This window comes from Lentzea sp. NPDC058450 (assembly GCF_042721395.1).
In the GTDB taxonomy this organism is placed as follows: domain Bacteria; phylum Actinomycetota; class Actinomycetes; order Mycobacteriales; family Pseudonocardiaceae; genus Lentzea.
Genome location: NZ_JBHXLO010000023.1, coordinates 44,500 through 61,741 on the forward strand (window position 1 = coordinate 44,500; position 17,242 = coordinate 61,741).

A 17,242-nucleotide genomic window follows, 5' to 3' on the forward strand; every position below is an offset into this window, starting at 1 on the left:
ACTCCTCCGTTCGTGCCGTGCATCGTGCTGTGCGTTCAAAGGCCCCGTACGAACTCCGTCGCACGAGTTTTGTACACATTCCGCAACGGCCGACGACACAATTAGCGAGTTCACGGTCCCCCGTCGTGAGCGCGCGTGGAGGTAGAACCAGCCGTGAGACTGAGATTGGCCGTACTGCTGACCGGTGGTGTCATCGCGTTAGCCGCCTGTACCCCGACCAAGGCGGCCCAACCGACCCCGATCGCCGACAGCACCAGCGCCACCTCGACCAGCACCGAAACCAGCAGTTCCTCCGCCGCCCCGAGCAGCTCGGCGGCACCCAGCAGCAGCTCCACCACCAAGTCCGCCACGAACGGCCCCGTGAAGCCGCCGGCCAACACCCCCGCCCCCGCGGGCTCCCCCGGCTGGAAGCTCACCCAGGCCAACACCGGCCTCGCCGCGCACGGCCTCAACTGCGACTCCCTGCCGCTCTACACGGGCTCGGGTTCCCCCGCCGCCGGCACCGTGATCTCGGGCAAGCGCATCGAGCAGACCCTGACGCTCTTCGCGGGCAACATCACCATCGAGAAGTCCTGCGTGCGCCCCACCCGTGCGGGCGAGACGCAGCCGCTGATCACCACCAACGGCCCGTGCGGCAGCAACTCCTGCCAGGTCACCGGCGCCCCCGTGACGATCCGCGACTCGAACATCGACGGCTCCGCCCTGTCGGCCAAGACCATCGCGGGCTCCTGCGCGTTCCTCGGCGTCGGCACCCTGCAGCGCAACTACATCAGCGGCATGGGCTCCGGCATCTGCTTCTACAACACCGGCAGCTCGCTGAGCGGCCTCGCCGAGGGCAACTACGTCCGCGGCCTGCGCTCCGAGGGCGAGAGCCACAACGACGGCGCCACCGTCCGCGACTTCCCGCTGGACAAGAACGCGGGCCGCACCCTGACGTTCCGCAACAACCGCATCGACTGCTCGACCGGCAACGACACCGGCGCCCTCTTCATCCAGACCTACGGCGGCGACATCGACAACGTCACCGTCGAAGGCAACCTCCTCGAAGGCGGCGGCTACCAGCTCGGCCTCGAGTCGGGCTTCGGCAACACCTACGGCCGCAACATGAAGTCGATCAACAACCGCTTCACCGGCACAGGCTGGGGCGCGGCCTACGTGAGCCAGAAGGGCGCCTCCGGCAAGTGGGCGGTCTGGCAGGACAACTTCCTGCACGACCCGAACGCGGCCGACGGCAAGGGCAAGCCCGCCGGCACCCCGTAACCCCTCCCCGCAATTCCCCTCCGTGATGCCTGCACCGCCGAGCCCCCGCCGGCGGTGCAGGCATCACTGCGTGGCCTTCACCTTCGCGGACAGCGGCTCCAACACCGCCACCAACTCACCGAGCTCCTCAACCGACAACGCCTCGTACGGCTCCTCAGCCAACTCGTCCGTGAGCACTTCGATCCGCCGCTGAAGCTCCCGCCCAGCGTCCGTGAACCGCCCGTCCGCGTCAACGACCCCGCGCGCCCGCAGCCCACCCATCACCGACACCAACAGCTCCTTCGGCAGGTGATGGATGCGCCCGAACGACTCGGCGGGATACACCCCCATCGCCAACGCCGACAACACGTGCGCCTCAATCCCACCGACCCGCGCCCCCACGAGCGCAGCGATGTGCCCGTCCCCGCGATGCTCGCGCAACATCGTCGCCGAGTGCCACAACCGAGCCACCGGCTCCACCGGCACAGGCACCGTGCGCATCCCGGCATACATCACCCGCCCGACCGTCGAGGCACTCACCGCAGCCTTCGTCACCAGGTCAGCAGCCCGCACCACCTCGTCAGACCCGGCCAGCTCCCCCAGGATGCGCCGCACCGACGCCGCACTCCCCCGCTCCCGAGCGGCCAACGACGCCTCGGCGGGAATCGTCTCCCACGCCCGAGGGATGTGCCGCGCGGCCTCGCCGGGCCCGAAGTTGTAGAACGCCGCGTGCACGACCTCAGCCGGAACCCGCCCCAACGGCGCCGCCCGGCTGGCGAAGTAGCCGGACCAGTAGTTGGGGTGCCCGAGGGCGGCCAACTCCTCCCCGCACTCGTCGGCGAAGAAGGTGACCAGGCAGATGGGCTCCAACAGCTCGAACATGCGACGCGCGACAGGCCTCATGCCCCCATCCTGCCCCGCGGCAGGCCAGGGGCGAGGCAGGTCAGAGGCAAGGCGGCGAGGGGCATGGGCGAGGTGGGCGGGGCGCGGACGAGGCGAGGTGGGCGAGGGCACGGGCGAGGCGAGGCGAGGCGGACGGGTGGGCGGGCGGTAGTGGCCGGGGCGAGGCGGCGAAGCGGCGGCGGTCGAGATGAGGTCGCCAAGCGGCAGCGGCGCCAAGCGCCAGCAGCCGAGGCGAAGTGGCCAAGCGGCAGCGGCCGGGACGAGGTCGCCGAGCGCAGAGGCCCTCAGCGAGGTGGCCAAGCGGCAGTAGTCGGGGCGTGGTGGCGGGGCGCGTGGGTCGGTGGTGAGCCAAGACGGGTGGGGCCAAGACTCAGGTCAGCAATGGCTTTAGGACACGCGAAGCCGAAGGCGAGCCCGTACGAGCGCGCGTCCGGCAATGGCGCAGCCGAGCTTCCTTGCCTCAACGCAATGCCGAAGGCGAGGCGTCCCTCCTGGGCGCACCACGGCAACCGGTAATGACGTGACGTACCAGCACAAACGCAACCACGCAGCCGAAGAGATTGGGGCTTGACTTTGGGTGCGAGGTGCTAGCTTCTCGAGCTCGGCCGGGCGCTTTTCAGCCCGGCCTTTTCCGGCCGATGAGCACCTCGCAAGGGCCCCGAAGTCAAGCCCCAATCTCTATCGACGCGCCAGCGGCGATGACGCAACCAAAACTCGTCCAAGATCTTTGCGCCCGACCCAACCACCGCACAAGGTGACGCGACCCCACCTCACGCGTTGTCGCGGAACCTCAACCACCGCCCACTCAACGAGTCCCAGATCTCCTGGTACTGCTCGAACATCTCCCGCACCCGCTCCGCATCTACCTGATCGGCCGGAGTGGACGCGATGTAGTACCCGAGATCATCCTCCAGCCGATGGAACTTGTAGCTGGCCTCCTCCATCAACACCCACAACGACCGCCAGGCGAAGAACGGCTCCAAAGCGGACACCACGGTCACCACCGCGACCAGAGAAAACGCAGTCCCAGTCCAGGGATCGAGGTTCTGGAGTCCCAGAATGATCGTGGACACCGCCGAAAGCACCAAAGTGGTCAGTCGGACAGTTACGGACTTCCACCTGAACCGCTGCTTGCGCGACCGCGCATAGGCATGCCCACGGGAGATCTGCGACTGCAGGTGCCGGGCGAGCTCCACCGGCTGCAATCCGGAAGGCAGAACAGGCGGCGCCCCGGCAGGTTCCGCAGAAGGCGACGCGGAAGTCGACGCGGAAGACGCAGTGGGCGAAGTGGACGGCAAGTCGGTCACCCGCAAGACAATAGTTTCGAGGTACCTTCCCCCGCGTGCAGTTCGATGGACCGAGAACCTTGCTGGCCGTCCACGCTCACCCCGACGACGAGTCGCGGTCGACCGGAGGAATCCTGGCCCACTACGCCCGCCAAGGCGTCCGGATCGTGCTCGTCACGTGCACCAGCGGCGAGCTGGGGGACATGCCCGACGGAGCGAAGCCCGGCGAGCTCAACCACCACCCGCAGGCGGTGGCGGCACGGCGCAGGGCTCAGCTCAACGCGGCCTGTGACGTGCTGGGCGTCACGGACCTGGAACTGTTGGGGTACCACGACTCCGGCGAGACCGGCCAGCTGCTGCCGGGTGCGTTCTGCTCGATTCCGGTGGAGACCGCGGCGGGACGGGTGGCCGCGTTGATCGAGCACTACCGGCCGCAGATCGTCGTCACGCACGACCACCACAACCCGCACCAGCACCGCGACCACGTGCACGCGGCACGGGTCGCGCACCACGCGGTCAAGGAGACCGGCATCCCGGCCAAGTTGTACCTGGAGGCGCACGACAGCCTCGCCACGACCACGGTGGACACTTCCGGGGTCGCGGACGTGAAGCGCAAGGCGTTGCACTGCTACGAGAGCCAGTCGCTCATCGGGAAACTGACGGCGCAGCAGCGGTTCGCGGCCGAGTCGTACATCCGCGCGATCGACACCACCGGCGCGGCGCTGCCGGAGACCGACCTGTTCGCCGGCATCACCCACCACGGACCGGACCTGCCGCGGTGGTGAGGACCCTGCTGGTCGTGCTGGCGGACGACCTGACCACCACCGCCGGAACGCTGAAGCTCTACACGGCTCAGGGCGTCAGAACCGTGGTGCACAGCCAGAACGAGAACGTGCGGAACCAAGCCGCAGAACTCGGCGTCACGCACGTGGAGACAGAAGACCCGTACGACCTCATCGAGAAGTACGAACCGCAGGTCGTCGTCTGCGACTACAACGGACCGCTCCGAGCGACCAAGCTCGCGGTCTACCGGACGGGAATCCCGCAGAAGCTCTACCTCACCGCCACCGAGGGAGCCACGAGCATCAGCGTGGGGGCGTCCGCCGACCAGAAGCAGTGGGAGCACTACTTCCGAGACCTGGACCGGACGAACGCCCCGTTGCCGGAGACAGACCTGTTCGCCGGTCTTTAGAGCGGCAGCGCGGACAGCAGGCTCGACGCGAGGTCGCTCGCCTGCTCCAGCAAGTCAGTCGCCTGGTGCATGAGACCGTGAACCATGTCCATGAGTCCAGCCACGGGAACCTCCCCGACAAGACCCGGCGGGCGAGTCCCACCGGGTGATGCCGGGAATCAAAGCGCCAGCACAACAACCTCGCGCGCCCTGTCACACCATTGAGCTAAGAGGACAGTCTTAAAAGGACTCAGCCGCGCCCGAGCGACGTGCACGTGAGGCCCGCGAGACGCAGCACGTCCGGGTCCAAAAGATTGCGCGTGTCAACGACAACGGGCTGCCGCACGGTCTCCGCGAGACGCGCCCAGTCCAGGGAACGGAACTCCGGCCACTCGGTCAGCACGACCAGCGCGTCGACGTCCTTCGCCGCCACGTACGGATCGTCCACAACGGACACCGCGCCGAGGTCCGTGCCACCGGCGAGCGCCGGGTCGTAGCCGACGAGCTCCGCGCCCGCCTGCTTCAGCAACGCCGCGACCGCCAACGCCGGCGAGTCGCGCAGGTCGTCCGTGCCGGCCTTGAACGTGAGCCCCAGCAGTCCCAGGCGCACGTGCGACAGGGAGCCGCCGCGCTTGCCGGTGACGGCCAGGCGCACCTTCTCGACCATCCGCTGGCGCTGCCGCTCGTTGGTGTCGATCGTGGCGCGCAGCAGGCGGAACTCGAAGTCGGCCGCGTCCGCGACCTGGAGCATCGCGTGCGTGTCCTTGGGCAGGCACGAGCCGCCCCAGCCGGGGCCGGGGTTCAGGAACGCCTGGCCGATGCGCTTGTCGTAGCCCATGCCCTCGGTGACGTCGGTGATGTTCGCGCCGAGGCGCTCGCACAGCTCGGCGACCGCGTTGACGTACGAGAGCTTCATCGCCAGGAAGCAGTTGGCGGCGTACTTGACCATCTCGGCCGAGGCCGCGTCGGTCAGCACCGTCGGCGCGCCCAGGCGGGCGTACAGCGCCGCCACGCGCTCGGCCGCGTCCTGCTGGTCGCAGCCGACGACGATCCGGTCGGGGTTCAGGAAGTCGTGCACGGCCGAGCCCTCGCGGAGGAACTCGGGGTTCGACACGACGGCCACGTCGTCGCGGCGCAGCAGCTCGGCGGTGCGGATCGACGTGCCCACCGGCACGGTGGACTTGTTGACGATCACGCAGCCGGACGGCAGCAGGTCGCGCGTCTCGTCCACAACGGACTCGACGGCCTGGAGGTCCGCGATGCCGCCGACACCCATCGGCGTCGGCACGCAGAGGAACACGACCTCAGCGTCCGAGACGGCCGCGGACGCGCCCAGCACGAACGACAGACGGCCGGAGGCCAGACCCTCGGCGACGAGCTCGGCGAGACGCGGTTCGAGGATGTCGACCTCACCGCGCGAGAGCCGCTCGACCTTCGAGGCGTCGACGTCCGCGCACACCACCCGGTGGCCCAGCGAGGCGAGGCAGGCACCGGTGGTCAGACCGACGTAGCCGGTGCCGACGACAGCGATCCTTCTGACGAACATCATTCTCCCGTTCGGTTCACGGCGAACGCGCGGAGCACGGCGTCGTCGCTCACGTCGATCATCTTGTTGCCCCACTGGTCGACGCCGGCCACGAGCTCAGGCCGGCCGTCGGGGAACGGGCCGCGCGAGACGAAGCCGGTGAGCCCGTCGAACACGCCCACGTAGTTCTCGGCCTGCGGGCGCCAGTCGAGCACGGACTCGCACCGGCGCCGGCCCTCGAAGCCCAGCCGCGCGCGGCGTTCCGCGTCGTCGAGCAGGTCGAGCAGCGCCGTCGTGAAGCCCTCGACGTCACCCGGTTCGACCAGCACGGCGCACTCGCCCGCGGACACCACGGTCTCCTGCAACCGGTACGTGACGACCGGCAGCGCGTAGGCCATGTACTCCATGGTCTTGTTCATAGTGGACACGTCGTTCAAAGGCGACAACGGATCCGGGCCCAGTCCGACGGAGGAAGTCGACAGGTAGCGGGTGATCTGTTCGGGCCCAACCCGTCCGGTGAACTCGACGTAAGGATCGAGCCCCCAGGCCGTGGCCTGCTTCTTCAGGTCTTCCAGGCAGTCGCCGAACCCCAGCAGCGCGAAGCGCACATCGGTCCTGCCGCGGTCGAAAACAACTCTCCGTGCGACTTCGAGGACCCCGTCGACGCCGTCCTGCGGTCCCATGATTCCGAGATAGGCCACCAAGTGTTTGCCGCCGCGTCGGAGTTCGTCCACGCCCTCGACAGGCCGCATCACGGTGGTGTCCGGACCGGAGCGCACGACGGTGGTGTGCTCGGGCGGCACATCGCCTCGGGTCCACGCGATCTTCTGGTACGAGGTGTTGGTCGACGTCACCCGGTTGGCCGTCCGGAACGTCCGGCGCTCCAGCCACTTCAGGATCCGGTACTGCATCTTGCCCGCGAACCCGGACGGCTCGCCGAAGCGCGAGAGGAACACCTCGGGGTTGAGGTCGTGGTGGTCGAAGACGAACTTCACGCCACCCAAACGCCACAACAAAGCCAACGCCCAGTAGGTGTCCGGCGGGTTGCACGCCTGCATGACGTGGAATCGCCTGCGGCCGGCGACCTTCACGCTCAGCAACGCCGTGCGCACCCAGCAGTACAGGAACTCCCAGGCGTAGCCCAGCGCGCCCTCGGCCTGGGGCGGCGGAGCGTACTTGTAGATGTGCACTCCGTCGAGGAGTTGGTAGGCGGGATCACCCGGACCCTTGGGGCAGATCACCGAAACCTCGTACCCGGCGTTGGTCAGGGCGCGGCATTCCAGCCACACCCGGCGGTCCAACGGGACGGGGAGGTTCTGCACGATGATCAACACGTGAGGCGATGACGTCACGCTCTGGTTCTCGTTCTGGAAGGCCAAACGGTTACAGCCGACCCGAATCTCGTAACGGAGGTTGCAAACGGCTCGATGTACGCGCAGAGGCCCGAAAAGCGAGGAGCGGTTGTGGAGCGGTCACCTGTCGCGGTGGTCATCGTCACTTACCAGAGCGAACAGGTCATCGGCGGATGTCTTGACTCGCTGCCGGATGACGTGAAAGTGATCGTCGTAGACAACGCCTCCACCGACGGAACTGTGGCGGCCGCCACTCGCCCCGGCGTGGAAATCGTGCGCAGTCCCGTCAACGGTGGATACGCCGCGGGTGTGAATTTGGGCATTAAAGCGGCAGAAGGACACGACGTTCTCATCCTGAACGCCGACATCCGGTTGCACCCAGGAGCCGTGGAATCACTGCGCGCTGCCGACAGGCCGATCGTCGCGCCCAAGCTCGTGGACGAGAACGGCGCACTCTCGCTCTCGCTGCGCCGCAAGCCGACCGCACCAGGCGCCCTCGCAGAGGCCCTCATCGGTGGCGGCCGGGCAGGCGCGATCGGCCTCGGCGAGACCGTCACGGACACCAAGGCCTACCAGGGCGCCCACCACGCCGACTGGGCGACGGGCTGCGCGTGGCTGGTCAAGCGCGAGGTCATCGAGCAGCACGGCCTTTTGGACGAACGGTACTTCCTCTATTCGGAGGAAACCGAGTACATGCTGAGGGCCGGCGGCGTCTGGTTCGAGCCGCGCGCCGTGGTCACGCACATCGGCGGCGAGGTCTCCACGAACGCCCGGCTCTGGTCGATGCTCACCTCGAACAAGGTCCGCCTGCACCGCGAGCTGCACGGCAGGTTCGCCGCCGCCTTCATGTGGCTCGCCATGGTCGTGAACGAAGGGCTTCGCGCGCGGTCGCCGAAGCACCGCACCGCGTTGAAAGGGCTGTTCAGCATGCGTCGCTGGCCGGAGGAAGTCGCCTCCGAGGGACCGAGCTACCTGTGCTTCTCCGCACAGGACTGGTGGTACCACAACCGCGCCCACTCCGACTTCCAGCTGCTGCGCCGGGTCGCCAAGCACCGCAAGGTGTTGCTGGTCAACAGCATCGGCCTGCGGATGCCGTCGCCGGGCAAGAGCACGCAGTTCCTGCGCCGCATCCTCCGCAAGGCGGCGAGCGTCGCGAAGCTGGTCCGCCGTCCCATCGAGGACACGCCGAACTTCTACGTGATGACGCCCGCTCCCCTGCCGTTCTACGGCAAGCCGTGGCTGCGCAAGCTGAACTCCGTGCTGGTCCGGACCCAGGTCAAGGCCGTGTGCTTCTTCCTGCGCATGGGCACGCCCGTCGTCGTCGCCACCATCCCCACCGCCTGGGACGTGGTCGAGCCGATGAAGACCAAGGGCCTGATCTTCAACCGCTCCGACCGGCACTCGGCGTTCCCCGAGGCCGACCAGGGCACGATCGCCGCGCTGGAGAACCAGCTGCTGTCCAATTCGGACACCGTGCTCTACGTCAGCCGCGCCCTCCAGGAGGAGGAGTCGAAGCTGACCGGCACCCGCGCCCACTTCCTCGACCACGGTGTGGACGTCGACCACTTCACCCGCCGCACCGAGCTGCCCGCGGACATCGCGAGCGTCCCCGGCCCGCGCATCGGCTTCTTCGGCAGCCTCGACGACTACCTCGTCGACTTCGACCTCATCGAGAAGGTCGCCCAGGAGTTCCCCGAGGCGTCCGTCGTGCTCATCGGCGACGCGACCTGCTCGATGGAGCGCTACGCCAAGTACCCCAACGTGCACTGGCTCGACTTCCGCAGCTACGACCAGATCCCCGGCTACGGCAGCGGGTTCGACGTGGCGCTGATGCCGTGGCTGGACAACGACTGGATCAAGCACGCCAACCCGATCAAGATGAAGGAGTACCTGGCCCTGGGCCTGGCCGTCGTGTCGACGGACTTCCCCGAGGTCGAGCGGTACGGCGACGTCATCCGGATCGCCAAGGGCGAGGCCGACTTCATCGACCAGATCCGCCTCACGCTCAAGGACGGCGGCCTGAAGACCCCCGCCGAACGCCGCGCGGCCGTGCTGACCTCGTCGTGGGACTCGCGGGCCCGCGAGCTCATGCAGATCGCGGAGGACCGCTGACATGTGCGGCATCGCAGGCATCAGAAGGTTCGACGGCGCTCCCGTCTCGCGCGAGGTGCTCGCCGAGATGGCGAAGCGGCTGCACCACCGCGGCCCCGACGACAGCGGGTTCTGGAGCGAGGGCTCGGTCGGCTTCGCGCACACCCGGCTGTCGATCATCGACCTGGCCGGGTCGCCGCAGCCGATGGCGGGCGCGTCCGGCACGACGCAGATCGCGTTCAACGGCGAGATCCTCAACTACCGGCAGCTGCGCGAGGAGCTGTCGTACCCGTTCCGCACGAACGGCGACACCGAGGTCCTGCTGGCGCTGTTCGAGCAGCACGGGCCCAAGGCCGTCGAGAAGCTGCGCGGTCAGTTCGCCTACGCGATCCACGACTCGAAGACGAACGAGACGCACCTCTTCCGCGACCGGCTCGGCATCCTGCCGCTCTACTACTACGTCGACGCCAAGATGTTCGCGTTCGCGTCGGAGATCAAGGCGCTGCTGCCGGCGATCGGCGCGGCCGAGGTCGACCACGAGTCGCTGCACGACTACCTGGCGCACCGCTCGGTGCCCGCGCCGCACACGCTGGTCCGGGGCGTGCGCAAGGTGCCGCAGGGCCACCACCTGGTCGTCACGACCGTGGGCGAGGTGCGCACCGCGCCGTACTGGGAGCTGCCGCGCGAGTCGGAGATCCGGTCCGTCACGCCCGAGGAGGCCGTGCGGCTCGTGGACGAGGCCCTGACGGCCTCCGTGCGCGACGCTCTGGTCGCGGACGTGCCGGTCGGCGCCTACCTGTCCGGCGGCGTGGACTCGTCGCTCATCACGGCTCTGGTGGCCCGGGAACGGGGTGACGCCGAGCTGCACACGTTCTCCGCCGGCTTCGGCGACCCGCGCGTGGACGAGATCCACCACGCCGAGAAGGTCGCGAAGCTCGTCGGCAGCAACCACCACAACGTGATCGTGACGGCCGACGACTTCCGCGACAGCTGGGCCAAGCTCTCCTGGCACCGCGACGCGCCGCTGTCCGAACCCGCTGACGTGGCCGTGTTCCGGCTGGCCGAACTGGCCCGCCGCGACGTCAAGGTCGTGCTGTCCGGCGAGGGCAGCGACGAGCTGTTCGGCGGCTACCCCAAGTACCGCTTCGCCCAGGCCACCCGCCTCGCCGGGTTCGCGCCGTCGGCCGCGTTGAAGCGCATCGAGAAGGCGCTGCCGGCGTCGAAGGCACGGCTGGGCATCGCGCTGCGGGCCATCGCCGAGCCGACCTACGCCGAACGCATGCGCGGCTGGTTCGCCCCGTTCACGGTGTCCGAACGGGCAGCGCTGCTCGGCGGCCCGGCGACCCGCTCGGTGCTCGCACCGTACGAGAACGGGCGCGGGGACGCGTTGCGGCGCATGCTGTACGCCGACTCGCACACCTGGCTCGCCGACAACCTGCTCGAACGCGGCGACCGCATGTCGATGGCCGCGTCGCTCGAACTGCGCCCGCCCTTCCTCGACCACCGGGTCGCCGAGCTCGCGTTCTCGTTGCCCAGCAACGTGAAGGTGCGCGGCGGCACGACGAAGTGGGTCGTCAAGGAGGTCGCGCGCCAGCACCTGCCGGCCGACATCGTCGACCGGCCGAAGTCCGGCTTCAAGGTGCCGCTCGACGCCTGGTTCCGCGATGGACTGCGGGACATGGCCTACGACCTGCTCACCGGCCCCACGTCGTTCGTGGGCAAGACCTTCGACCGGGCAGCGGTGCGATCGCTGCTCGACGACCACGACTCGGGTGACCGCAACGAGCAGCCGCGCATCTGGACGCTGCTGTCCCTTGAGGTGTGGCACCAAACGCTCAGCTGGTAGGTGCCATGTACGTCGCGTCCTCCCGTCCGTCCAAGACGGACTTCCGCAAGCGGTTGCCGAGCACGGTGTTCGCGCTCGGCACGGTCAGCCTGCTGACCGACGTCTCCGCCGAGATGATCACCGCGTTCATGCCGGTGTACCTGCTGTTCACGCTGAACCTGGGCTACGCGCAGTTCGGCCTGCTGGACGGTATCTACACCGGCGCCACGGCCGTGCTGCGGCTGGTCGGCGGCGGTCTCTCGGACAAGTTCCGCAGGCCCAAGGCCGTCGCGGCCGCGGGCTACGGGCTCTCGGCCGTGACCAAGGTGTTCTTCCCGCTGGTCGGCGCCTCACCGTTCGGGATCGGCGCGCTGATGGCGGCGGACCGGGCGGGCAAGGGCATCCGGACGGCGCCGCGGGACGCGATGATCTCGCTGGCCACGCCGGAGGACCGGCTCGGGGCGGCGTTCGGCGTGCACCGCACGATGGACACGTTCGGCGCGCTGCTCGGGCCGCTGATCACGTTCCTGCTGCTCTTCCAGATCGGCACGGTGCCGGGGCCGATCTTCGCGGTGTCGGCGGCGTTCGCGGTCATCGGGTTGATCGTGCTTGTCGCGTTCGTCCGGGACACGCCGACCGACAAGGTGCCGAAGGGGCCGCGGCCGTCGTTCCGCGCGGGCCTCAACCTGCTGACCGACCGGACGTTCCGCCGGACCACGCTCAGCGCCGGGCTGCTCGGCCTCGCGACGGTGTCGGACGCGTTCGTCTACGTGCTGGTGCAGAAGGCCACGAACATCTCGCTGGGCTACCTGCCCCTGCTCCCGCTCGGCACGGCGGTCGTCTTCCTCGCGGCCGCCACGCCGCTCGGCAAGCTCGCGGACCGGGTGGGGCGCTGGCGGATGTTCCTGGGCGGCCACGCGCTGCTGCTGGGCGTGTACGCGCTGCTGTTCATCCCGGAGGGCGGGATGGGTGTGGCGATCGTCGCACTGCTGCTGCACGGGCTGTTCTACGCGGCGACGGACGGCGTGCTGTCGGCCAAGGTGAGCGAGTCCGCGCCGGAGTCGTTGCGCGCCTCCGGGCTGTCCGTGGTGCAGACGGGCCAGGCGCTGGGGCGTCTCGTTTCGTCCGTCGCTTTTGGACTTCTTCTGCAGTTCTCGAACTTTTCACTCAGCGTCACGGTGGCGCTGTGCGCACTCACCGTGACGCTGATCATCGCTTACGGAATCAACCGCGAGACGCCAGCTTCTGCTTGATCTTCTCGAAGCCGCCCTTGCCGAGGACCTTCATGGCGGCGTTCTTCGCGGCCACGCGGCCCGAGTCGCGCACGAACCGGATCGGCTGGTCGACCAGCCGGTCCTGCGCCACCGCCAGCGTGTTGGGCGCCGACACGTCGTCGAGGGAGTCGCCGAACGAGGCCTTGTAGGGCTCGGGCGAGACGAGCCGGCCGCGCGTGCGGTTCGACACGTTGCCGCCGTGCACGACCTGCAGCCAGCCGGGCCCGCCTTCGAGCTCGACCACCGGGAAGTGCAGGTGCATGTGGTTGTGCCAGTGCGCCCAGCACGTGACGGGCTCGTCCCAGGACTCGCGCACGCTCACGAACGCGTTGTGCCGGTCGACCCGGTGGTAGAGGCCTCCCGGCGACTTGATCAGGCCGTTGACCAGGTAGTACGCCGCGGTCGTGGTCGGGCGCGGGGCGGCGCAGAGGCGTTCCACGAAGTCGACCGCGAGGCCGTCGTCGTTGTCCAGGTTGGTGGTGATGAGTTCCTCACCGACCTGACCGAAAAGCGACCGGATGTCCGATCTGAGCTCTTCCCGCGACACTTCCGGACGGTAAACGGGCGTGTACGCGTCACCGTGGGAGGCGATTTTGTCCTTGAGCCATTGCGGTGATTCGGGGTCGAAATAGATGAGCCACCGCGTCCGTTTGTCCGTCTGCGCGACCACCGATGGCAGGCAGTAGCGCTCGAACAGCGCAACGCGTTCGGTCAGCCATCCTTCCTTTGCCCGGACGTAACTTTCGGCGCCCTTCGAAGGCAGGTTGAAGCGCGTCAGGATGACGTGGTCGGCCATGACTCCCCTTACTCCGGTCACCACTACATCGCGTGCCGGATCCAAAACGTTGCGGCGCTAACGAATGCGCGGGGATACCGATACCCAGGTTGTGCCAACGCTTCCCACAGTGGACGTCGTGATCCCCTGTTACAACTACGCCCACTTCCTGCCGACGTGCGTCCGCAGCGTCCTGGACCAGCCAGGCGTGGACGTGCGCGTGCTGGTGATCGATGACACGTCGTCGGACAACACGCCCGAGGTGATGGCCGAGCTGATGGCCGCCGACAAGCGCGTCGAGGGCTACCGGCACGAGGTGAACAAGGGACACATCGCCACCTACAACGAGGGCCTGCTGGACTGGGCGACCGCCGACTACACGGTGCTGCTGTCCGCGGACGACCTGCTGGCGCCGGGAGCGTTGCAGCGCGCCGCCGCCGTCTTCGAGCAGAACCCCTCGGTGGGCATGGTCTACGGCCGGGTCGTCTACTACAGCGACCACGACGCGTTGCCGAAGATCACCCAGCTGCCGGTGACGTCGAAGGTGTGGCGCGGCGAGGACTGGATCGAGAACCGCTTCCGCAGCAGCCGCAACGTGATCTCCTCGCCCGAGGTCGTGGTGCGCACCAAGATCCAGCAGAAGGTGGGCGGCTACCGCGCCGACCTCCCCCACGCGGGTGACCTCGAGATGTGGCTGCGGATCGCGGCCGTGTCGGACATCGGGTACGTGTCCGGCAAGCCCGGCGCGTACTACCGGGTGCACGAGAACTCGATGATGCGCACGACGTTCAAGTCCGTGTTCGCCGACCTGGAGCAGCGGCGGGACGTGTTCGACCTGGTGCTCGCGGAGAACCCCGGGCTGCCGGGACGGTTGCGGGCGATGGCGCGCAAGGCGATCGCCGGGGACGCGTTGTGGCGGGCCGTGCGGCTGCACGACCGCAACCAGCTCGACGGCACGGAGCAGGAACTGCTGGAGTTCGCTCGCGAGACCTACCCGGAGCTGGAGACGCTGCCCGAGTACAAGGCCTTGCAGCGGCGCAAGAAGTTCAGCCCCGAGTTCTTGAACAAGACGCAACTCTTCCTCGCCCCGCACGCCTACAAGAGAGTGAAGTTGTGGGTGGGCACGCAAAAGTGGAAGTGGCGGGGCGAGCAGTGAGCACGGTGGAGCAGGACAAGGGTCAGCTCGAAGGCCGCGTCTCGTCGGCCATCCGCTGGAGCGCGATCAACTCGCTGCTCCAGCGTCTCGCCGCCGTCGGCATCAGCATCCTGCTCGCGCGCCTGATCGCGCCCGAGCAGTTCGGCGTCTTCGCGGTCGCCCTGGTCGTCCTCAACATCGTCCTCAGCGTCTCCGAACTCGGCGTCAGCGCGGCCCTGGTCCGCCACAACGGCCCCGTCGAGGAGATGGCCCCGACCGTCACGACGCTGTCCCTCGCGTCGGGCGGTCTGCTGGCGTTGATCTGCGTCGTCGGCGCGCCCTGGTTCTCGAACGCCATGGACGCCCCCGAGGCGACCGGCGTCATCCAGCTCATGTCGATCGCCCTCGTCATCGCCGGCGCGACGGCGGTGCCGGGCGCGATGATGCAGCGCAACTTCCGGCAGGACCACAAGTTCTACGCCGACACGGCCGCGTTCGTGTGCGGCACGGCGGTGGCCGTCGTGCTGGCGATCATGGGCTTCGGGGCGTGGAGCCTCGCGTGGCAGCGGATCGCGCAGAACCTGTCCGCGGCCGTCATCATGTTCTGGCTCACCAAGGAACGGTTCCGGCCCGGCTGGAATCCCGTGCAGGCCAGGGAACTCCTCGCGTTCGGCCTGCCGCTGGCGGGGTCGAGCCTGCTGATCTTCGGCGTGATGAACGTCGACTACATCGTCGTCGGCGCGGTCCTCGGGACCGTGCCGCTCGGCTTCTACCTGCTGGCGTTCAACCTCGCGAGCTGGCCGGTGGCGGCGTTCAGCGCCCCGGTGCGCAGCGTGTCGCTGGCCGCGTTCTCCAAGGTGCGCGAAGATCCCGAGCTGTTCCAGAAGGCGTTCGGGCGGGCGCTGGGGTTGCTGGCGCTCGTGACCGTGCCGGCGTGCGTGTTGCTGGCGGCGCTGGCCGAACCGCTGATCCGCGTGGTGTACGGCGAACGGTGGGCGCCCGCGGCGGCCGCGCTGGCGTTGCTCGTGCTGCTCGGCGCGGTCCGGGTCGCTCTGGAGCTCGGGTACGACTTCCTCGCGTCCGCCGGGCGGTCCAAGGCGATCCTCGTGATCCACCTGGTGTGGCTCGGGGCGCTCGTGCCGTTGCTGGCACTGGGCGCGCATCTCGACGGCATCCGGGGTGTGGCGGCAGCGCACGTCGTCGTGGCGGTGCTGATCATCACGCCCGCGTACCTCATCACGTTCAAGCCGTACGGGATCCGGGCGGGGGCGCTCGGCGTCCGGCTGCTGCGGCCGTTCCTCGGCGGCGTGGTGATGGTCGCGGTGGTGCTGGCGATCAGGAACGTGATCGACAGCCAGTTGTTGCAGATCCTCGTCGGCGGGGCGGCGGCGTGCCTCGCGTACGCGGTCGTCGTGTTCCCGATGCGGCATGAGGTCATTGCGGTGCTGAAGAAGAGGGCAGGCGCGTGAGGCGGCTCAGGCAGGTCACCAAGATCGTCCGCGAGCAGGGCGCGAAACAGCTCGGCGCGCGGCTGCTGACGGCCGCGTCGCGCCGGCTCGGGGCCGAGGGCGAGGAACTGCCCGTCCGGCTGGAGGACGTGCGCGCGGCGGACGTCGAGCAGCGCAAGCCCGTCGTCATCCCGCCGATCCCCCAGGACGGCAGGCTCACGATCAACTGGGTCACCACTCCCCCGTCCAAGGGATCCGGCGGCCACACCACGATGTTCCGGCTCATCCGGCACCTCGAGGACCTGGGCCACCGCTGCGACCTCTACCTGTACGACACGTTCGGCAACACCGTCGCCGACCTCGAACCCGGTGTCCGCGCGGCGTTCCCGTTCTTCCGCGGCGGCATCCACGACGTCACGGACGGCATGGCGGACGCCCACGCGGTGTTCGCCACGGCGTGGATCACCGCGTACCCGGCGTTCAACGACCCGTGCGCCGGCAAGAGGTTCTACCTCGTGCAGGACTACGAACCGTGGTTCTACCCGCAGGGCGGCCTGTACGCGCTGGCGGAGAACACCTACCGGATGGGCATGCACGGCTTCACGGCCGGGCGGTTCCTCGCCGACAAGGTCCGCGACGAGCACGGCATGCCCGCCGACCACTTCGACTTCGGCTGCGACGCCGACCGGTACAAACTCGGCGACGACCAGCGCGACGGCATCGTCTTCTACGCCCGCAAGAAGGCCCCGCGCCGGGCGTACGAGCTCGGCGTCCTCGCGCTGGAGGTCTTCGCGGCGAAGCACCCCGACCTCAAGATCCACGTCTACGGCGAGAAGATCGGCGACCTCGGCCCGCAGTTCATCGACCACGGCCTGGTCACGCCGGACGACCTCAACGCCATCTACAACCGGTGCTTCGCCGGGTTGTCGCTGTCGATGACCAACGTGTCGCTCGTGCCGCACGAGATGCTCGCGGCCGGCTGCATCCCCGTCGTGAACGACGCGCACTTCAACCGCGTGGTACTGGACAACGACCACGTCCGGTACGCGACACCCACCCCGCACTCACTGGCGCGTGCGTTGTCCGAAGTGGTCACAACGCCGGACTTCGACGCGACCGCACGCGCGGCCGCGTCCAGTGTGGAGGGACGGTCCTGGGATGCGGCAGGCCATGAGCTCGAGAAGGTGCTCCGCCGCGAACTCGCCACATGACTCGCGC

Annotated in this window: 15 protein-coding genes; 9 read left to right on the plus strand and 6 right to left on the minus strand. The window is 68.6% G+C overall.

Annotated elements, in window-relative coordinates:
- Positions 1-110: 110 nt before the first annotated feature.
- Positions 111-335, minus strand: a complete 225-nt coding sequence (locus ACFWNN_RS30010; RefSeq protein WP_382443282.1) for a hypothetical protein — start codon at positions 333-335, stop codon at positions 111-113.
- Between the two features lie 25 nt (positions 336-360).
- Here ACFWNN_RS30010 and ACFWNN_RS30015 point away from each other — a divergent pair, with 25 nt between their 5' ends.
- Entirely contained in the window at positions 361-1,260 is a 900-nt protein-coding gene (locus tag ACFWNN_RS30015) for a hypothetical protein (RefSeq protein ID WP_382443283.1), read from the plus strand.
- A 63-nt stretch (positions 1,261-1,323) separates the two neighbouring features.
- On the opposite strand, the gene ACFWNN_RS30020 is transcribed toward ACFWNN_RS30015, so the two are convergent.
- Complete coding sequence (locus ACFWNN_RS30020) at positions 1,324-2,142, minus strand: MarR family transcriptional regulator (protein ID WP_382443284.1); 819 nt, start codon at positions 2,140-2,142, stop codon at positions 1,324-1,326.
- 770 nt (positions 2,143-2,912) lie between these two features.
- A complete protein-coding gene (locus ACFWNN_RS30025; protein ID WP_382443285.1) occupies positions 2,913-3,449 on the minus strand; it encodes an SLATT domain-containing protein in 537 nt (178 codons plus the stop codon).
- Between the two features lie 35 nt (positions 3,450-3,484).
- Between ACFWNN_RS30025 and ACFWNN_RS30030 the strand changes: the two genes are divergently transcribed.
- Together ACFWNN_RS30030 and ACFWNN_RS30035 are read left to right on the plus strand one after the other, a co-directional pair.
- Positions 3,485-4,213 carry a PIG-L deacetylase family protein gene (locus ACFWNN_RS30030; RefSeq protein ID WP_382443286.1) on the plus strand — a complete coding sequence of 243 codons (729 nt, stop codon included), beginning with the start codon at positions 3,485-3,487 and terminating at the stop codon, positions 4,211-4,213.
- Positions 4,210-4,620, plus strand: coding sequence for a hypothetical protein (locus ACFWNN_RS30035; RefSeq protein WP_382443287.1), 411 nt, complete (start codon positions 4,210-4,212; stop codon positions 4,618-4,620). The genes ACFWNN_RS30030 and ACFWNN_RS30035 overlap by 4 nt, the downstream gene beginning before the upstream one ends.
- Before the next feature lie 229 nt (positions 4,621-4,849).
- Here ACFWNN_RS30035 and ACFWNN_RS30040 read toward each other — a convergent pair whose 3' ends face one another.
- The gene (locus tag ACFWNN_RS30040; RefSeq protein ID WP_382443288.1) at positions 4,850-6,145 is read right to left on the minus strand and encodes a UDP-glucose dehydrogenase family protein; all 1,296 of its coding nucleotides are present in this window, start codon (positions 6,143-6,145) and stop codon (positions 4,850-4,852) included.
- Complete coding sequence (locus tag ACFWNN_RS30045) at positions 6,145-7,476, minus strand: glycosyltransferase family 4 protein (RefSeq protein WP_382443289.1); 1,332 nt, start codon at positions 7,474-7,476, stop codon at positions 6,145-6,147. Before ACFWNN_RS30045 ends, ACFWNN_RS30040 begins: the two co-directional genes overlap by 1 nt.
- A gap of 75 nt (positions 7,477-7,551) precedes the next feature.
- On the opposite strand from ACFWNN_RS30045, the gene ACFWNN_RS30050 reads away from it, so the two are divergent.
- From ACFWNN_RS30050 to ACFWNN_RS30060, 3 genes are read left to right on the plus strand one after another with little or no spacing between them, the layout of a single operon-like run.
- Positions 7,552-9,588, plus strand: a complete 2,037-nt coding sequence (locus ACFWNN_RS30050) for a glycosyltransferase (RefSeq protein WP_382443290.1) — start codon at positions 7,552-7,554, stop codon at positions 9,586-9,588.
- 1 nt (position 9,589) lies between these two features.
- The gene (asnB, locus tag ACFWNN_RS30055; protein ID WP_382443291.1) at positions 9,590-11,413 is read left to right on the plus strand and encodes an asparagine synthase (glutamine-hydrolyzing); all 1,824 of its coding nucleotides are present in this window, start codon (positions 9,590-9,592) and stop codon (positions 11,411-11,413) included.
- A 5-nt stretch (positions 11,414-11,418) separates the two neighbouring features.
- Positions 11,419-12,645 carry an MFS transporter gene (locus ACFWNN_RS30060; protein ID WP_382443292.1) on the plus strand — a complete coding sequence of 409 codons (1,227 nt, stop codon included), beginning with the start codon at positions 11,419-11,421 and terminating at the stop codon, positions 12,643-12,645.
- On the opposite strand, the gene ACFWNN_RS30065 is transcribed toward ACFWNN_RS30060, so the two are convergent.
- Positions 12,617-13,462 (minus strand): glycosyltransferase, encoded by an 846-nt coding sequence (locus ACFWNN_RS30065; protein WP_382443293.1) that lies wholly within the window; start codon positions 13,460-13,462, stop codon positions 12,617-12,619. The two genes, ACFWNN_RS30060 and ACFWNN_RS30065, sit on opposite strands and share 29 nt — an antisense overlap.
- Before the next feature lie 109 nt (positions 13,463-13,571).
- Between ACFWNN_RS30065 and ACFWNN_RS30070 the strand changes: the two genes are divergently transcribed.
- From ACFWNN_RS30070 to ACFWNN_RS30080, 3 genes are read left to right on the plus strand one after another with little or no spacing between them, the layout of a single operon-like run.
- Entirely contained in the window at positions 13,572-14,597 is a 1,026-nt protein-coding gene (locus tag ACFWNN_RS30070) for a glycosyltransferase (protein ID WP_382443294.1), read from the plus strand.
- On the plus strand, positions 14,594-16,045 hold the full coding sequence (locus ACFWNN_RS30075) for a lipopolysaccharide biosynthesis protein (protein WP_382443295.1): 1,452 nt from the start codon (positions 14,594-14,596) through the stop codon (positions 16,043-16,045). Before ACFWNN_RS30070 ends, ACFWNN_RS30075 begins: the two co-directional genes overlap by 4 nt.
- Positions 16,042-17,235, plus strand: coding sequence for a glycosyltransferase family 1 protein (locus ACFWNN_RS30080; protein WP_382443296.1), 1,194 nt, complete (start codon positions 16,042-16,044; stop codon positions 17,233-17,235). Before ACFWNN_RS30075 ends, ACFWNN_RS30080 begins: the two co-directional genes overlap by 4 nt.
- The last annotated feature ends 7 nt before the right edge of the window (positions 17,236-17,242 follow it).

Excerpts from the sequence above, each read along its gene's own strand:
- ACFWNN_RS30020 (WP_382443284.1), bottom strand. The coding sequence starts at position 2,142 with ATGAGGCCTGTCGCGCGTCGCATGTTCGAGCTGTTGGAGCCCATCTGC.
- ACFWNN_RS30040 (WP_382443288.1), bottom strand. The coding sequence starts at position 6,145 with ATGTTCGTCAGAAGGATCGCTGTCGTCGGCACCGGCTACGTCGGTCTG.
- ACFWNN_RS30050 (WP_382443290.1), top strand. The coding sequence starts at position 7,552 with ATGTACGCGCAGAGGCCCGAAAAGCGAGGAGCGGTTGTGGAGCGGTCA.
- asnB (WP_382443291.1), top strand. The coding sequence starts at position 9,590 with ATGTGCGGCATCGCAGGCATCAGAAGGTTCGACGGCGCTCCCGTCTCG.
- ACFWNN_RS30060 (WP_382443292.1), top strand. The coding sequence starts at position 11,419 with ATGTACGTCGCGTCCTCCCGTCCGTCCAAGACGGACTTCCGCAAGCGG.
- ACFWNN_RS30065 (WP_382443293.1), bottom strand. The coding sequence starts at position 13,462 with ATGGCCGACCACGTCATCCTGACGCGCTTCAACCTGCCTTCGAAGGGC.